We start from the raw sequence: 16,421 nt of genomic DNA on the forward strand, positions 1-16,421 counted from the left end.
TTGGACGTTGGTGATCAGTAATCCAGATACTCGGTGATCGCCGCCCAGCGACCCGCCTTGATCTCACTCACCCGCGAGCGCTCATTGCCCAGGTGGGTCTTGGCGGTGAATTTGTATTCGGGACTACCAAAGACGTCGCGCGGCACCACCGTCTTTTCCAGTTGTGCATTCAGCGTGTCTACGGTGATGTTGTTGCCAAGTTTGGCAATGGCGTCAAGCGTGATCTGCATCATCGAATAGCCATATACGGAGAAAACACCCGGATCTTCCTTGAAGCGGGCTTGGTAACGCTTCACCCAGTCACGCACCGCTGGCGATGCATCGTCCGGATACGGCTGACCGACCTGATGCACCGCGAGGTAGCCATCCATGCCCGGACCACCGATCTTGTGGATCAAATCGGTATAGGAGCCGGCCACGCCTATGAACTTGGGCGCCCAGCCAATCTTCTTGGCTTCGTTGAGTGTTCCAATCGTCTCGCGGATGATGGTGCCCATCACCACGGTATCGCAACCAGAGGTGCGCATGCGCGCCACCTGGGAGGAGAAGTCGGTCGAGCCGCGCTTGTAACTGGTCTTCTCCTTGAAGGCTTGGCCCAGCTCCTTCAGTCCAGCTTCAGCGCCGCGCAAAATCTCCAGACCGTAGTCGCCGTCTTCATAGATGATGCAGAAGCTCTTGGAGCCACGATCACGCGTCATGTACTTCACCGCCGTGGTCGCTTGCAACAGGTATGGCGGCAGGAAGGCGTATTTCAGCTTGGTGGTGGGCTCAAACATTTCTGCCGCGCCCGATAGCGGGAACAGGTTTGGAACATTGCGCTCCATAAGCATCGGCAGCGAGGGCACCACCACCACCGTGCCCATAGTCGAGACCATCGCGAAGATGTTGTCGCGTTCAATCATTTTCTGCGTGGCAATGATGCCCTTCTTGGGGTCATAGCCGCTGTCTTCGATCACGAGCTTGATCTTGCGGCCGTTGATCCCGCCCGCGGCGTTCGCCTCCTCCACGCGCATGATGAGGCCATCGCGGGACTGCTTGCTGAAGCCGGATGTAGGGCCCGAGAGATCCTGGACAGAACCCAGGATGATCTCGTCCTTGGTGATACCGCGCACCTGGGCTGAAGCGGTTGTCGCGACGGCGAGGCCGATCGCAACGGCCGCCAGACCGAGTCTGAATTTCGTGTTCACTGCTGTCTCCTTATGGTTGATATGGCATTGACCAATACACACTCTCTTGCCAAGCCAGGAGGCTTTCGAACTTGGAAATCGCCAACTAAAAATCAGCGCTTCAAGTCCGACAGCTTCCCAGTACTGCGCTTCACCAAAAGGCTGACGAAATAGAGTCGATGGATTTGTTCGCCAGGCAAGGCGCAAACCATAGCGATAGCCGTAGCTATCGCTATGGTTTGCAACGCAGCATGGCAGGCAAAAACGCGATTTCATTTCAGCTTTTTGGTGCAACGCAGTACTAGTACATCGACTCGATCAGGTCGGCGTACTTGGCGTTCACAAACTTTCGCTTGAGCTTCATGGTGGGCGTGAGCTCCTCGTCTTCGGCGGTCAGTTGCGTCTCGATCAACCGGAACGCCTTGACCTGCTCTACTCGGGCGAACTTCGCATTCACCGCTTGCATCTCGTTTTCGACCAGGTTCTGGATGGCCTGCGCGCGGCACAAGCTCACGTAGTCTGAGAATGGGATGTCGTGGTCCTGCGCGTACTTGACGACGTTGTCCAGGTCAATCATGATGAGCGCCGTGAGATAAGCGCGGCGATCGCCTATGACAACTGCATCGGTGATGTAAGGCGAGAACTTCAACTCGTTCTCTATCTCCGAGGGCGTGATGTTCTTTCCGCCAGCCGTGATGATGATGTCCTTCATCCGGTCGACGATCTTGAAGTAGCCATCCTCGTCCACGCGACCTACGTCGCCTGTGTGTAACCACCCTTCTGCATCCAGCGTCTCGGCGGTCTTTTCCGGCAAGTTCAAGTAACCCATGAACACGTTCGGACCGCGAATCAGCAACTCGGATGTCTGAGGGTCTAGCTTCACTTCGTTCATTGGGGAAGCGGGGCCAATCCATCCTGGCTTTATCTTCCCCACCGGGGTGGCGGTGCCGCCGCCAGCAGCCTCGGTTTGCCCCCAAATTTCTCGCACAGGAATACCCAGTGCGAGGTACCAACGGATCAGATCCGGCGAAATGGGCGCAGCGCCAGTGATGATGAAGCGGCAGCGGTGAATGCCCAACAGGCGGCGTGTGTTGTTCAGCACCAGGGTCCGCGCGAGCCAGTAGCGTACTGCGAGGCCCACCGGCAAGGGTTTGCCGTCTTGCAAATAGGGCGCGGCGTCATACCCCACCTTCAGGGCCCGGGCATAGGCCCACTTTTCCAGTGGAGTGGCCTCCGACAACGCAATAGTGGAAGCTGAATAGAACTTCTCCCAAATCCGCGGCACAGCAAGGAATACTGTGGGCGCAATCTCGCGCACATTCTCGGGAATGGTTTGCGGGTTCTCCACGAAATTGAGGCACGTGCCCGAGTAAAGCGCCAAGTAGGCGCCCATAATCCGCTCGGCCGCATGACACAAGGGAAGGAAGCACATACGTTGATCGCGTTCGTCTTGATCCACAACACGACGCAGGCCGCGGATCGAAGCCACGACATTGCCGTGCGAGAGCATCGCACCCTTGGGCTTTCCAGTGGTGCCGGAGGTGTAGATGAGGATGGCCAGATCTGATACTTGCCGGCAAGACAGACCCTGCTCCCACCGCGCGTCCGCACCTGCTTCTGTCATGCGTGCGCGCCCCAGAGCCCGCAGGCCGTCCAGGCTGATGACACTCGGATCATCGAATTTTTGCAGGCCTTCCATATCGAAGACGACCACGCGTCTTAGCAGCGGCAATTGTTCGCGCACAGCAAGCGCTTTGTCCAACTGTTCCTCGTCCTCGACGAAGAGAATGGTGGAAGCCGAATCGGCCATCAGGTAATGGGTTTGCTCAGCTGAGTCGGTAGGATAGATACCACTGGAAACACCACCCACGAACAGAGCGCCCAAATCTGCATACAACCATTCGCGCACGGTGTTCGACAGGATAGACACGCACTCGCCGCGTTGAAACCCAACGGCGAGCAAACCCTCGCCCAACTCACGGCTGATATTGGCCAGTTCGCCATTGGTGATGCTGATCCAGATGCCGAGCTCTTTCTGCCGCAACGCCACTTGTTGGCTGCGCTTCATGAAGGTACGCCAGAACACCTCGGCCACCGTGTCGCCCGGGATGTAATGCGGCAGGCCGGCGGCGTCCGACTCCGTCTGAGGTTGTGACTGCATCACGTTATCTCCAGTTCTTCTTGCGTTTCCACCGGTGCTGACCGCGAACACCGGCTTCTTTGATGCCCAGGTAGAACTCCTTGATGTCACTCTGCTCACGCAACACGGCGCACTCGCCTTCCATCACAATGCGGCCAACCTCGAGCACGAACCCATGGTCTGCGCAATCCAACGCGACGCGCGCGTTCTGCTCCACCAAGAGGATGCTCGTGCCCCTCTCTCGGTTGATGCGCTTGATGATGGTGAAGATGTCTTTGATCAGCTTGGGCGACAGCCCCAGGCTGGGTTCATCCAGCAACATCAGCGTGGGTTCGGTCATCAGACCGCGGGCGATCGCCAGCATCTGCTGCTGTCCGCCCGAGAGCAGCCCTGCCCGGGCTTCAGCTTTTTCCTTGAGGATGGGAAAGTAGGTATAAACCGTCTCCATGTCACGCGCGACCGCGTCGCGATCGGAACGGGTGAACGCACCCATCACGAGGTTCTCGCGCACGCTAAGGAAAGGAAACACCTCTCGGCCTTCCGGCACATGCACCACGCCGCGGCGCACGATCTTTGCAGGGTTGAGGGAGGCAATCGAGGCGCCATCGAAAATGATGCTTCCCTTATCCGGGTCGATGATGCCGGAGATGGTCTTCAAGATGGTCGACTTTCCTGCACCGTTAGCGCCCAACACCGTAGATATCTTGCCGCGAGCAATGCTCATGCTGACGCCGCGGATGGCCTTCACGGGCCCGTAGCTGCTTTCAACGTTGCTGAGGGTAAGAAGGGCGTCGCTCATTCTTCGGGTCCCCCAAGGTAGGCTTCGATCACACTGGCGTTGGACTGCACCTCTGCGGCGGTACCCGTTGCAAGCACGCGGCCATAGTTCAACGCAAGGACCCGATCAGACACGCGACTCACAAGCGACATGTCGTGCTCCACCATCACCACAGTGATGCCCAGATCGTCGCGTATGTCTTCAATCCAGTACGCCATGTCCTCGGTTTCCTCCGGATTGAGTCCAGAAGAGGGCTCGTCTAACAGCAGCAAGTGCGGCTTCATTGCCAATGCTCTGCCCAGCTCCACCACTTTGCGCACACCGTACGGCAAGCCATCTACCAACATGTCGCGGTAGTGCTGCAAGTCCAGGAAATCGATGACTTGCTCCACCTGAGTGCGAAACTCCAACTCGCGACGACGTGCGGTCCGTGTGAACAGCGCGTCTTGCCACATGCGGCTGCGCCGTTGCGTGTGGCAGCCGATGAGCAGGTTCTGCAACACGGTCGCATGTTCGAACAGCTCAATATTTTGGAACGTGCGGGCCACACCAAGCCCGGCAATCCGATGCGCCGGCAGACGCGATATTAACTCGCCGTTGAGCCTGATCTCCCCAGCTGTAGCGCGGTACAAGCCGCTGATGAGGTTGAAGGTAGTGGTCTTGCCAGCGCCATTGGGGCCAATAAGCGAGAACACTTCTCCTTGACGCACGGTGAAGTCCACACCGTCCACCGCCTTTAAACCACCGAATTGCACGGTGAGGCCTTTGGCCTCCAGCAGGGGCTGACTCATCGCATCCGCTCCGATTTCACATAGGTCTTCTGGCGACGGTGGCTGCCCTTGCGGTAGTAGGGGAACTGCTCCAGGTAGCTGCGCACCTTGATCCAACGTCCGTTGATCCCCTTGGGCTCGAAGATGATGAATGCGATGAGGATGACGCCGAAGATGATAGGTTGCAATCCGACCTGATTCGAAATGGCTGCTGGCAGGTAATCCTTGAACATCAGAATCATCTGCTGCACCACGATCCAGAAGGCCGCACCGAAATAGACACCCTTGATCGAACCAAGCCCCCCAATCACCATCATCATCAGCAGCTCAATGGAAAACGCGAAGGTGAACTGCTCGGGTGAAATGAAGCGCAGCTTGTGCGCATACAAAGCGCCAGCGATGCCGGCCAGCAGTGCGCTGATGGAAAAAGCCGCTGTTTTGTAATAGGCCAGGTTGATGCCCATGCTTTGCGCGGAAATCTCGGAATCACGGATGGCGATGAAAGCACGTCCTGTCGGGCTGCGTAGTAGATTCAAGATGCACAGCGTCGCAGCCACCGCGATCGCCAACGCGAGGAAATAGAAGCGTGCATCCGTGTTGACGGGAAAGCCAAACAGGCTGATGGCACCCACTGTCATACCAGAGTTCCCACCCGTGATGCCTTCCGCACGGGTCAACACTTCCTCAACCACCACCGCGCAAGCGAACGTCGCGATCATGAGGTAAATACCCTTGGTGCGTAGCGCCGGAAGCCCCACTGCGATCCCGACCAGGGCCGCCGATAGCGCGGCCACCGTGATCGAGACCGGGAACGGAACGCCCTTCTTCGATAGCCAGGCCTCCACGTAGGCACCGATCGCAATGAAAGCGGCGTTGCCAATCGACACCAGGCCTGTGAAACCTGTCAGCAGCATGAGGCCAAGCCCGGCGATCGCGTAGATCAATATGAAGATCAAGGGCGTCAGCAGATATCCCGGCAGAAAAATCGGCGCCGCCAGCGCTGCCACGGCAAGCGCACCGTACCAGAAGCGCATGCCGCCGTGCCGCAACAGCACAACATCCTGCTCGTAGTCAGTCTTGAATATGAATCGCATGTTCGTCCTGGATGGGTGCTGCGTCGTTCAGGCCCGCTTGGCCATTTTTTCGCCAAACAAGCCTCTTGGCCGCACGACGAGCATCACCAGCACCGCAACATATGGCGCCACATCTTTGAAGCCTTCGGGCAGGTAATAGCCAGCCATCGCTTCGATGACACCGATGATCAGCCCGCCCACGATGGCGCCCGGAATGCTGCCGAATCCACCGATGATGGCCGCCGGAAATGCCTTCATACCGATGAAGCCCATGTTGGCGTGCACGAAAGTGATCGGCGCCAGCAAGATGCCCCCTATCGCGGCAATGGCGGCAGACAAACCCCATACCGCGGTGTTCAGGCCGCGTACGGGGATGCCCATGTAATAGGCGGCCAACTGGTTCTGCGACACGGCCTGCATCGCGATGCCGTATTTGGAGTAGCGAAAGAACAAGTACAGGGCCAGGCACAGCACAGCGGTCGCGCCGATGATCACCAACTGTTCTACGCTGATCACCAATTGCCCGCCAGCCACTCGAACAAGCTCACCCTTATACGGAACTGGCAACGCATGCGTGTCAGTGCCCCAGCCAGGGATCATCGTGATGGCTCCGCGCGCAATGTAGCCAAAGCCAATGGTCACCATGACTACCGTGAACGCCATTTGCCCCAGGAGGGGGCGAATCAGCGCCCATTCCAGGATGACTCCAACGGTCACCATAGCCAGCATTGTCACGATGATGGAAGCCCAGAACGGCAGACCGAGCACCGTCATACAGGCCAAACCAATAAAGGCACCGAGCATCATCAACTCTCCTTGGGCGAAGTTGATGGTCTCAGTCGCTTTGTAGATCAGCACGAAGCCGAGCGCGATAAGCCCATAGATGCAGCCTTGCGCAAGGCCGCTCAGTAGGATCTGGGCAAGCTGCATGAGGCGCCGCTCAGACTCGATTCACCGGCGCAACGGTGAATCGAAGCTCTGTCCAGTCACCGTGATCGAGGTAACCTGCACGCACCCCTTGACCGATCACAAGCTCTGCTCCAGGCGTGTCCACTCGCGCAGCGATGCGCCCACCCCCTTCAAGATCAATGGTGGCAACGATGTATGGCAGGTCTGCCTTGAAGGCTGGGTGAAAAGCATGGTGCACCACCACCCAGCTGTACACGGTGCCCCGACCCGTGGGCTCCACAATCCTCGACTCCCGCCCGGCGCAGAACGGGCAGGTTGGCATCGGTGGGAAGCGGCGCTTGCCGCAATCCAAGCATTCCTGCACCTTGAACTCGTGGGCACGCAAACCGTCCCAGAAGAACGCACTGTCCTGGTCCGGAGAGGGGATAGGGCGCGGAGGCAAATCGGAGAGTGAGAGGACGTTAGGCATGGCGCTTGCGCTTGTGGTGAGTGGCTCAGCGGCCAGTGAACTTGGGTGGGCGCTTGGTCGCGAATGCTTCCAGGCCCTCGTGCGCATCGCTGCTGGTAAGGCAATAACGCGCGGTCGCCTCGCGCTCTAACCGGAATGCAGCCTGTACACCTGTACCCTCATTCAAGCCCGCGTTAAGCACTTGCTTGGCGTTCGCGACCGCCAATGGAGACTTCTTTGCGACATCCCGGGCGAATTCAAGTACCGCGTCCAGCAAACCCCCATCTGGAACGATTCGGTTGACCAACCCGAACTCCATCGCTTCCGCTGGCTCAAGCAAACGACCGCTGAAGATCAACTCGCGAGCACGCATTGGCCCAATGATCCGAGGGAGCATCGTCAGGACGCCACCACCGCCCATCTGTCCGAAGTTCAGGTGCGCATCGCCGATGCGCCCAGACTGCGCACAGATCACGAGGTCGCAAGAGAGGATCAGCTCTATACCGCCAGCCACCGCGATGCCGTTGACGAGGGCTACATACGGTTTCGGGTACGTCGCGATCCTCTGAAATGTCTCATGGATGTCAGCCAGGAAGTGGGGGAAGTCTGTGCTTTCGCGCTGGAGCTTCTGGTACTTCTTCATATCACCACCAGCACTGAATGCACGGCCAGAGCCTGTGATGCCGACAACGCGCACATCCTCATCCACCGCCAACTGGTCAAACACACGACGCATTTCACGCGCCATTGCCCAATCCATGGGGTTCATCTTGTCCCCGCGGTTGAACGTAACGATCGCCAGACTGCCGGCGCCTTCCCCCAAAGAGTGCTTTTCAACCAGCAGAAGGGGCGCCTGCTCTTCGATCTGTACGGCGCTCATGGAGTCAAGCCTCCGGGAATGCCAGAAAGCACCCCTGATGCTGGCCTGAAGCCCAAGCTCGCCAAGGCAGATTTCTCTTTGAGTCGTGCGGTCACTTTGTCTCCAGTTCGAGTGAGGTCCGTCGTGCGTCACACATGGCTGGGATGAGCCAAGGCAAGAGCGATGAAAATTATTATATGTTCCTTTAATTAATTTTCAACCGGATAGGCCTTGCACTGGGGAAAACCCCGGTAGAGGTAACCCGGGGGCTGCTGAGGCGCGTGCCGCCGCCCGGGTTGGTGCTCTCAAATCGAGTCACTCACACAGACCCGCTAGAAGCTCTCGTCATCGCGATGAGTCATAGTGCTAGGACAACAAAAGCAACACCCGCTGCAGCGCGTGAAAGAACGGACGATCACGTGACGACCTCTTACGCCCAAGGCTCTGAGCAGGTAGTGGCAAGGACGCAGCGCTGAAATACCCTGAGAAGACTTCTTCCCTTGGAGAAGGGCGATGTCGCGCATCCTTGCAAATTGGTTTGGATAGGCATGGGCCCCCGCGGCATAGACAGCTTGCGAAACTACCCGCGTGCTCCTCGGTTCAAACTCCTAGAGGTGCTCGGATCCAGCCGTCTGGGTGCCTATGGTCCCGCGAACGCAAGGGCTTAATCGTCTTGTAAAGCGAGCACGCGTTCATCGGCAAATTGCTCAGGAACGAACTCAGCATGGACTGCGAGCGCCACGGAGTTTAGATCTGCCTCGGAACTGGCGTCCGACAAGATCCCCACAATTTCACTGAAGCCTAATTCGGTCGCATACATGAGCGCGTTCCTATGGAATTTGTCTCGCGCGTGAATATTGGCTGGCCCGTGCTCCCTCGTTGTTCGCACCAGCAACTCAACCAGAGCAACGTTTCTTGCTACTGCAGCCCATATCAACAGGGTCTGCCCGTTCCACATATCTATTTCTGCATCTGCGCCTGCAAGGAATAGAGCCCTCACCACATCCATATGGCCTTTCTCGGCGGCGACTTCGATGGGTTGACCTGAATTCAAGTCAGCACCCGCCGCGATCAGCATCTCTACGATCTGAAGGTGACCCGATTCAGAAGCTGAGTGGAGTGCCGTTTTGCCGGAACCTGATTTGGCCTCCAGGTTTGCACCTGAATCAATGATGATTTTCATCGCATCAGGCTTGTTGAAAACCGCTGCCAGCGTGGCGATGGTATAGCCCACGGGGCACGGCAAGTCAATTCCGAGCAACTCAACTTTCTCCACTTTGGCCTCATTGACGTAGCCATTCAGGATATGTTTTAAGAACTCAAGTTGATCGTAGACGATAGCCGATTTAATGCCCTCCCATATTCTGTAACCATCCTTCGCCCGCTTAGGATGATCCGCAGGCCTGGGATCAGTCTTCATCAGGTAGTCGAACATCTCCACGTGCCCATGCCTTGCGGCATAAGCGAAGCTGCTATCCCCCAAGGCATTTTTGGCATCGAGATTGGCGCCAGAACCAATCAGCAGGCCTGCGGCTCGAATGTCATTTAACTGAGCCGCTCGCATTAAGGGAACTTCAAAATGATAATTGCGCTCATCGACATTTTTCCTAAGCTTAATAAGAATTTCGAGAGCCGGAAGTGCATGGTGTTCGACACATAGCATGACTGCAGACGATGCGCGCTTTTCGCGTGTATCAGAATCCAAATCAATTTCCCTCAAATATTCTGATTTCAATATATTTTCGGGAGGAGTCAATTTACCCGAAAAATGACGCATCACCTCTTCCTCCAAATCAGTGCCTCGTTCCGAAATTGCTTTCAGAAAATTCCACTTTCCAAACTCGAGGGCCGTCGGAATGAGGCTTCTCTTGAGATCGATCGCTACATCTTCAATTGATGAAACAGGTTCAAGCCCATTAACGGGGTGATCTCCCAGGATGATTCGAATTACCTCAGGGTTATCTTGTTTTAGTGCTAGATGAAGGAGCGCTATTTTTTCAACTTCGGTAGAGCCCATGTGGGCGCCAGCCTCCTTGAGGATAGAAAGCACGCCAACATGTGATTCCTCAACGGCCAACATCACCGCAGTGAGCCCTTTTTCATTCTTGGCTTCCAGCAATTTACTCCGTGCTTCGGGGTCTGCAACTCGTTCAATCAGGGCATTTAGAATGTTAGCGGCACCCATGCGGCTTGCGGTCATAGCGACGGTTTCGCCGCAGTTATCTGAAATGGCTGGACTCGCGCCTACGGCTAAGAGTTCGTTGAAAGTCTCCTGCTTTTCTGACTGCGCTGCCCATGCCAACGCCGTTCGACCTTGAGCATCTTTGTCATCAATTTCTATCCTCCCAGAACCCGCTGAAACCAGAGTCTTTAACGCGTCTATAAAACCGTGCCGGGCCGCGATCATCAGCGGGCTAAGGCCATATGTGTTTTTTGCATTCAGGTCTTGACCTGGGTCTATCGCCAGCAAAAATATATTATCAAGGTCATTATCCTCTATGGCTCTGTGGAGCCCAAAGGCTTCCTCAGACCTTGATGAGGCTTGAAATTCCTCCGATTTATCGAGGAAAAGTTGATTGTCATTGTCCATAGAAAATAATCTGGACAAAAAATTTCCAATACCTAGGTTGCTTGAAGGATTGTTCATTTGATTAGATATCAGCTAAAAATATTTATATTCGAGATTTACTATTTCAGGGCAGAGCACACCACACCAGGGACATTGCATGTCGTCAGCTTTTGATGCTCAACAATCGAAATTTCGAGGTCGCCAAAGTGCAACTCCAGGGAAATTACAAATTTCACTAGGTAACATATTATTTTTGGTACACGCACTGAATTAATCGCGCGTCACGTGAACCTGAAGGCGTCTCAGGCACTTTATTCAAGCGGCCTGAATTAGCACCGCCCGCCCGAACGCGGGCTTAGATTCAAAGCGAAAAGGGGCATGCCATTGAACCTACGGCGTGCTGCCTCCCCCAATGCGGAACTCACGGTTTCATGCACTTCATGCCGAGCACTCCTGACTTGCGATCAGGAATTAGCTTGAGCCCGCTTGCGGCGAGCGACATCAAGAGCTCTAAGAATTGCAAAGCTCGGACTGTTGCCGGGCGATCTCCGTGCGAAGATCAAAAAGCGTCTCGCAGTTTAGCACCAAAGTACTACATTAAAAGAAGGCGCTATATCCTTGACTATGCGCTGCGTTCCGGCCAGGCGCGCACTCGTGCCGCGATTGCGCAGCAACGCCCGCTTTTTTACGCAGCTTCCTGATTGACCGGGGGGCGCCGCGCAGTCAGATCGAAACGAAACATCCGGCATTCAATAGGACCATTCCACATGGGAACACGGCGCGACTCTTTCAGACGCAGCTTGCCAGGGAGCTTGAGATCGGGCGTCAGCATCCAGGCGGTCCAGCCCGCAAAGTGGCTTTTCCAGTGCGTACTGAGTTGACGGAAGAAGTCGTCGCCAGCGTCGACTTCAGCAACCGACTCGCTGTCGCCGGCGCGGGCGCGGGACAACGCACCGCTCTGAAACGCTTCCCGGCCCCGGCCTGCCACCCCTGCGGCCGCTATGCGCTCGCCATAAGGAGGGTTCATGAGAATGACGCCCGGCTGCTCGCTAGGGGGCATGCGCTGAAGGGCATCACCGCCGCGCAATTGCAGGGCGCGCGCGACGCCTGCGCGCTCGGCATTGCGCTCGGCAAAATCAACCATACGGTGTGCGACATCACTGCCGAACACGGTGATGCTTTCGGAGCCGCTTTGAGGTGTGGCTGAGCGTGTGGCCTCGTTTTTAATGGTGCTCCATTGCACACGGTCAAATGGCCGCAATTGCTCGAAACCGAAGCGCCGCTGGCCACCCGCTGGTAACCCGAGCAGGATCTGCGCTGCTTCGATGACGATGGTGCCGCTGCCGCAGCAAGGGTCATACAAAGGCACCTGAAGCACCGAACGCGTGGCAGGCGTCCACCACCCACTGGCGGCCAACATGGCAGCGGCCAAGGTTTCTTTCAGCGGGGCATCACCTTTGTCTTGGCGCCATCCGCGCTTGAAGAGCGGCTCGCCTGACGTGTCTATATAGAGCGTGGCGGTATCGGTCGTCAAATGCCCATGCAGCCGCACATCGGGGGTGTGGGTATCAATGCTGGGCCGCTCGCCGCCGACCTGCCGAAAACGGTCTGCCACACCATCCTTGATGCGCAGGGTCGCGAAATTCAGGCTCTGGAGAGGGCTGTGCTGGGCTGTGAGCTCAATGCGAAAGCTCTGCCGCGGCGTGAACCATCCTTCCCACTTCACCCCCATGGAGAGCGCATAGAGATCCTCAGGATCACGGTAGGGGCCTTGCGCCAGCTCGATCAGCACGCGCTGGGCCAGCCGGCAATGCAGGTTCAGGAGCAAGACGCCCGCCCAATCGGTACGCACACGCACCCCAGCACGCACGGTGAGCAAGTTATCACCGGTCAAACCCGTCAGCCCGTGCACTTCATCGGCCAGGAAACCCTCAACACCAGCGGCGCAGGGTAGAAAAACGGTGAGTTGGTTCATTTGTTTGCTTATTTGGGCGAGGCGTACGGTGGATTGTCGCTGCGTACGGGGAATTCAGGGACTTGACGAATGTCTAGGAGGCTGTCGGACTTGGAAATCGCCGGCTGCAAATGGGCCGCAGCGGTCCATTTTCGCTATCGGCACTCCAAGTCCGACAGCCTCCTAGCACGCAATCCGAAGCGATACCGAGTGGGTTCGCTGGGAGTTGTGACGCAGCATGGCACCGATCCTTGGCAAATTTATTCAGCTAACTTCTAGCTCACAACATTAGGGCGTGTTCACACTAGCTATTGACTGCCTTGCGCAGACTCGCGACGGGGATGCGTAGACCTTCACGGTATTTGGCTACCGTTCGGCGTGCGCAATCGATGCCTTGCTCTTTGAGCATTTCGGCAATCTGGTTATCAGACAGCGGCTTCTTCGTATCTTCCGAAGCGATGAACTGCTTGATGAGCGCACGCACGGCCGTGCTGGAAGCATTGCCGCCAGCTTCCGTGCCTAGTGCGGATCCGAAGAAGTGCTTCAGCTCAAAGGTACCCTGTGGGGTGGCCATGTACTTGGCTGTCGTGACGCGGCTAATGGTGGACTCGTGCACGCCCAACTCGTCCGCCAGTTCGCGCTGCACCATGGGGCGCATAGCGAGCTCGCCATGGACGAAGAAATTCTTCTGCCGCTCAACAATGGCCTGGGACACACGCAAGATGGTGTCAAAGCGCTGCTGGATGTTCTTGATGAACCAGCGTGCTTCCTGAAGGCGCTGCGTTAGCGCCTGATGATTTTCTCCGCCTCGACTTCCGCGCAGGGCATTGGCATAGAGTTCGTGCACGCGCAGGCGCGGCATGACTTCAGGATTGAGCTGCACGCGAAAACGCTGCTGGGTGCCCTGGCCACTGCAGGAGACGATGACATCGGGCACGATGGCATTGCGCGAGACATCAGCGAAGCGGCGGCCGGGCTTGGGTTCGAGCCGGCCGATATAGGCTATAGCCGCACGCACGGCTTCTTCGCTCTCTCCCACGAGTTGCGCCAGACGCTTGGCATCTCGTCTTGCCAACAACTCCAGCACGCCGTGCTGTGCACAGATCTGGAGCGCCACGCTCAGCAGTGATTGCTCTGAGGACGCTACGCCGCGCTCGGATTGGCGGCTCTTGATTTGCAGCGTCAGGCACTCCACCAAATCACGCGCACCGATTCCGGCAGGCTCCAGGGATTGAAGCAGTTTCAGCGCCAGTGAAAAACGATGCACCAGCTCTTCCATCTGCTCGAGCCCGTCGTCCTCATCGAGTAGCGTGGCGGCCAGCTCGGCCAGGGTGTCTTCCAGGTAGCCATCGTCACTCAGTGAGCCGATCAGAAAACGCAAGGCTGCCGCATCCTCAGGACCCAGGCGCAAAGACAAGGCCTGGCGACTCAGGTGATCGGTCAGCGAGGGCTGAAGGCTTCCACGCTCACCGGGATCGAGCGCATCGTCATCGTCGAGGTTGTTGCGGCTTGCGGGTGCGTCGCCACCCCACTCGCCATCGTCGGGGGTGGCTTCCACGCTGCCGTCGCCCTCCCAACTCTCGGCCACCAATGATTGCGCATCTCCAGATTCAACGGATTCTGCGCGATCGTCGTCACCGCTTTCATAGGCCTGTTCGCTGGCGCGGTCGCCCTCACTGACGGCGGTATCGGCACGCGCAACGCCGAAGTCCTCGCGGGGCGCGTCATCGTCTGAACGGTCGAGAAACGGGTTGTCATCCAGCATCTGCTCGACCTCGCTGGCGAGCTCTAGCGTGGAGAGCTGCAAGAGTCGGATGGACTGCTGTAGCTGCGGAGTGAGCGCAAGATGCTGCGAGACGCGCAGCGAAAGGCCGGGCTTCATGTCATCACCGCCTGGCCCAGATACTCAATGGATAGATGCAGCTTGCGATACACCAGCGCATTGATCAAAGCCGGAAATTCTCGCCAAGGTAGACGCGCCGCACTTCGGGGTCTGCCACGATGTCGTCAGGCGTACCTGTGGCCAGCACCCGTCCTTCACTGATGATGACCGCGTGGTCGCAAATACCTAGTGTTTCGCGCACGTTATGGTCAGTGATGAGCACCCCGATCCCGCGTCCCTTGAGAAACGCGATGATGCGCTGGATCTCGATGACGGCGATGGGGTCGATACCGGCGAAGGGCTCGTCCAGCAAGATAAAGCGAGGTTGGGTAGCCAGCGCACGGGCAATCTCCACGCGGCGGCGCTCTCCGCCTGAAAGCGCAGGCGCTGGAGAATCACGCAGATCCTGCACATGCAACTGCTCCAGCAATTCGGTCAGACGGCGTTCAATCTCCGGCTTGGAAAATGGCCGACCGTCTTCGCCTCGCTGAAGCTCCAGCACTGCCCGTACGTTTTCAGCCACGGTGAGCTTGCGGAAGATGGAGGCCTCTTGCGGCAGATAGGAAAGGCCCAATCGAGAGCGCCGGTGGATGGGCATGTGCTCGACCGGCTGACCATCAATGCTGATCTCACCGCCGTCCGCGCGAACGAGGCCAACGATCATGTAAAACGAAGTGGTCTTGCCTGCACCGTTGGGGCCAAGCAGCCCCACGACTTCGCCATTGTGTACGGTGAGAGATACATCGTGAACCACGCGCCTGGCGCCATAGTTCTTGCGCAAGCCGCGCGCTTCGAGCCGGCTGGTGCCGCACGCCACCGCAGTGGGATCGGCAGCTGAACCTTCAGGATGGGTGGCCAAGGCTTGCTCGGCTTGCACACTCACTTGGTGGGCCCAGTGGTGGGCCGCAGCGGCAGGGCCGGCTTGGCAGGTTGAGGGGCGGCTGGCGCCGGCGTGCCACGTGGCGCAAGCGTGGCTCGCACTCGCCCACCAGGGCTGCTGGCAGCTCCTGCGGGTGCTCGGGGAGCGCCATCTACGGTATAGACCTCGGTCAGATTGTTGTAGACGATCACTGGACCGCTGACTTCATCTTGCAGCGTGGCACCGGCCAAACGCCGCATCTCCGCGCGGCGCACGAACCGCACGGTGTCTGCCTTGCTGTCGTATTCAATGACTTCGCCTTCACCTTCGATGAATTCGTCCAGCCCTTCGCGCTTTTGGCGAAAGAAAGCGCGCTTGCCCGGTTCTGCGAACATCACGCCGAATTGATTGCCGGCGGCATCTTGCCGAACCTCGAGACGCGCACCGCGCATCACGATGGTGCCTTTGGTGGCCACCACACGACCCGTGAATGTGCTGAGCTGTTGCTGATCTTCATAGCGCAGCGCATCAGACTCGATGTTCATCGGCTTTTCGCGGTCTGCCCGTTCAGCCCAGGCAGGTCCCGCGAGCAAGGCCACCAGCAGCGAGAAACAGCCGCCCAGTGTCCAAGCCGGCAATTGGAAAACATGTGGTTTCATTGAAGGCACGATTTTTGCTTAAATTGCTCGCTGCATTTTAAGCCGCGCGGCTTGGTCGTTGCCGGATCAGGAGAAAATGACCTGTAAAAAAATTCCGAAAAGTAGGTATGTGCGAAACTCGCTACCTCGACTAACGAGGATTCCGGCGAAAAAATCCAAACGATGCGAGCGTCGTTGGGCTTGGATTTGGGTTGAGCAGGCCTTCCAGCGATCACAGCTTGGCGCCATGCAAGCCGATCAAGATCGACCTAATAGAACCTTTTCTCTGGCTACCCAGTGACCGGAAGTGCCTGCATGAGGCCGCCTGGGCTAAGAGCCTGCTTAAGCGCCCGTTCAAAGGCTAATCACCGTTTGC

General features: G+C 57.5%; 13 protein-coding genes. All 13 read right to left on the minus strand.

Annotated features, from left to right (window positions below; genetic code table 11):
* Positions 1-14: 14 nt before the first annotated feature.
* Positions 15-1,187, minus strand: coding sequence for an ABC transporter substrate-binding protein (locus G518_RS0132355; RefSeq protein ID WP_036596904.1), 1,173 nt, complete (start codon positions 1,185-1,187; stop codon positions 15-17).
* Positions 1,188-1,467: 280 nt separating this feature from the next.
* Positions 1,468-3,327, minus strand: coding sequence for an AMP-dependent synthetase/ligase (locus G518_RS0132365; RefSeq protein WP_028605997.1), 1,860 nt, complete (start codon positions 3,325-3,327; stop codon positions 1,468-1,470).
* A gap of 4 nt (positions 3,328-3,331) precedes the next feature.
* A complete protein-coding gene (locus G518_RS0132370) occupies positions 3,332-4,105 on the minus strand; it encodes an ABC transporter ATP-binding protein (protein WP_028605998.1) in 774 nt (257 codons plus the stop codon).
* Positions 4,102-4,875: an ABC transporter ATP-binding protein gene (locus G518_RS0132375; protein ID WP_028605999.1), complete on the minus strand. Its 774-nt coding sequence runs from the start codon at positions 4,873-4,875 to the stop codon at positions 4,102-4,104. The genes G518_RS0132370 and G518_RS0132375 overlap by 4 nt, the downstream gene beginning before the upstream one ends.
* Positions 4,872-5,948: a branched-chain amino acid ABC transporter permease gene (locus tag G518_RS0132380; protein ID WP_028606000.1), complete on the minus strand. Its 1,077-nt coding sequence runs from the start codon at positions 5,946-5,948 to the stop codon at positions 4,872-4,874. Before G518_RS0132380 ends, G518_RS0132375 begins: the two co-directional genes overlap by 4 nt.
* Positions 5,949-5,975: 27 nt before the next feature.
* Entirely contained in the window at positions 5,976-6,857 is an 882-nt protein-coding gene (locus G518_RS0132385; RefSeq protein WP_028606001.1) for a branched-chain amino acid ABC transporter permease, read from the minus strand.
* 10 nt (positions 6,858-6,867) lie between these two features.
* Entirely contained in the window at positions 6,868-7,305 is a 438-nt protein-coding gene (locus tag G518_RS38050; RefSeq protein WP_051237656.1) for a Zn-ribbon domain-containing OB-fold protein, read from the minus strand.
* 25 nt (positions 7,306-7,330) lie between these two features.
* A complete protein-coding gene (locus G518_RS0132395; protein ID WP_051237657.1) occupies positions 7,331-8,164 on the minus strand; it encodes an enoyl-CoA hydratase/isomerase family protein in 834 nt (277 codons plus the stop codon).
* Between the two features lie 643 nt (positions 8,165-8,807).
* Complete coding sequence (locus G518_RS0132400; RefSeq protein ID WP_084652491.1) at positions 8,808-10,790, minus strand: ankyrin repeat domain-containing protein; 1,983 nt, start codon at positions 10,788-10,790, stop codon at positions 8,808-8,810.
* Positions 10,791-11,397: 607 nt separating this feature from the next.
* On the minus strand, positions 11,398-12,687 hold the full coding sequence (locus tag G518_RS0132405; RefSeq protein WP_028606004.1) for a THUMP domain-containing class I SAM-dependent RNA methyltransferase: 1,290 nt from the start codon (positions 12,685-12,687) through the stop codon (positions 11,398-11,400).
* A 283-nt stretch (positions 12,688-12,970) separates the two neighbouring features.
* Positions 12,971-14,548, minus strand: a complete 1,578-nt coding sequence (rpoN, locus tag G518_RS0132410) for an RNA polymerase factor sigma-54 (protein ID WP_028606005.1) — start codon at positions 14,546-14,548, stop codon at positions 12,971-12,973.
* A 64-nt stretch (positions 14,549-14,612) separates the two neighbouring features.
* On the minus strand, positions 14,613-15,407 hold the full coding sequence (gene lptB, locus G518_RS0132415; RefSeq protein ID WP_028606006.1) for an LPS export ABC transporter ATP-binding protein: 795 nt from the start codon (positions 15,405-15,407) through the stop codon (positions 14,613-14,615).
* 20 nt (positions 15,408-15,427) lie between these two features.
* Positions 15,428-16,066 (minus strand): lipopolysaccharide transport periplasmic protein LptA, encoded by a 639-nt coding sequence (gene lptA / locus G518_RS0132420; protein WP_028606007.1) that lies wholly within the window; start codon positions 16,064-16,066, stop codon positions 15,428-15,430.
* Between the last annotated feature and the right edge of the window lie 355 nt (positions 16,067-16,421).

It is taken from the genome of Ottowia thiooxydans DSM 14619 (assembly GCF_000422885.1).
Taxonomy (GTDB): domain Bacteria; phylum Pseudomonadota; class Gammaproteobacteria; order Burkholderiales; family Burkholderiaceae_C; genus Ottowia; species Ottowia thiooxydans.

Coding starts and splice junctions, on each gene's coding strand:
- G518_RS0132365 (WP_028605997.1), bottom strand. CDS start 3,327: ATGCAGTCACAACCTCAGACGGAGTCGGACGCCGCCGGCCTGCCGCAT.
- G518_RS0132370 (WP_028605998.1), bottom strand. CDS start 4,105: ATGAGCGACGCCCTTCTTACCCTCAGCAACGTTGAAAGCAGCTACGGG.
- G518_RS0132375 (WP_028605999.1), bottom strand. CDS start 4,875: ATGAGTCAGCCCCTGCTGGAGGCCAAAGGCCTCACCGTGCAATTCGGT.
- G518_RS0132380 (WP_028606000.1), bottom strand. CDS start 5,948: ATGCGATTCATATTCAAGACTGACTACGAGCAGGATGTTGTGCTGTTG.
- G518_RS0132385 (WP_028606001.1), bottom strand. CDS start 6,857: ATGCAGCTTGCCCAGATCCTACTGAGCGGCCTTGCGCAAGGCTGCATC.
- G518_RS38050 (WP_051237656.1), bottom strand. CDS start 7,305: ATGCCTAACGTCCTCTCACTCTCCGATTTGCCTCCGCGCCCTATCCCC.
- G518_RS0132395 (WP_051237657.1), bottom strand. CDS start 8,164: ATGAGCGCCGTACAGATCGAAGAGCAGGCGCCCCTTCTGCTGGTTGAA.
- G518_RS0132400 (WP_084652491.1), bottom strand. CDS start 10,790: ATGAACAATCCTTCAAGCAACCTAGGTATTGGAAATTTTTTGTCCAGA.
- G518_RS0132405 (WP_028606004.1), bottom strand. CDS start 12,687: ATGAACCAACTCACCGTTTTTCTACCCTGCGCCGCTGGTGTTGAGGGT.
- rpoN (WP_028606005.1), bottom strand. CDS start 14,548: ATGAAGCCCGGCCTTTCGCTGCGCGTCTCGCAGCATCTTGCGCTCACT.
- lptA (WP_028606007.1), bottom strand. CDS start 16,066: ATGAAACCACATGTTTTCCAATTGCCGGCTTGGACACTGGGCGGCTGT.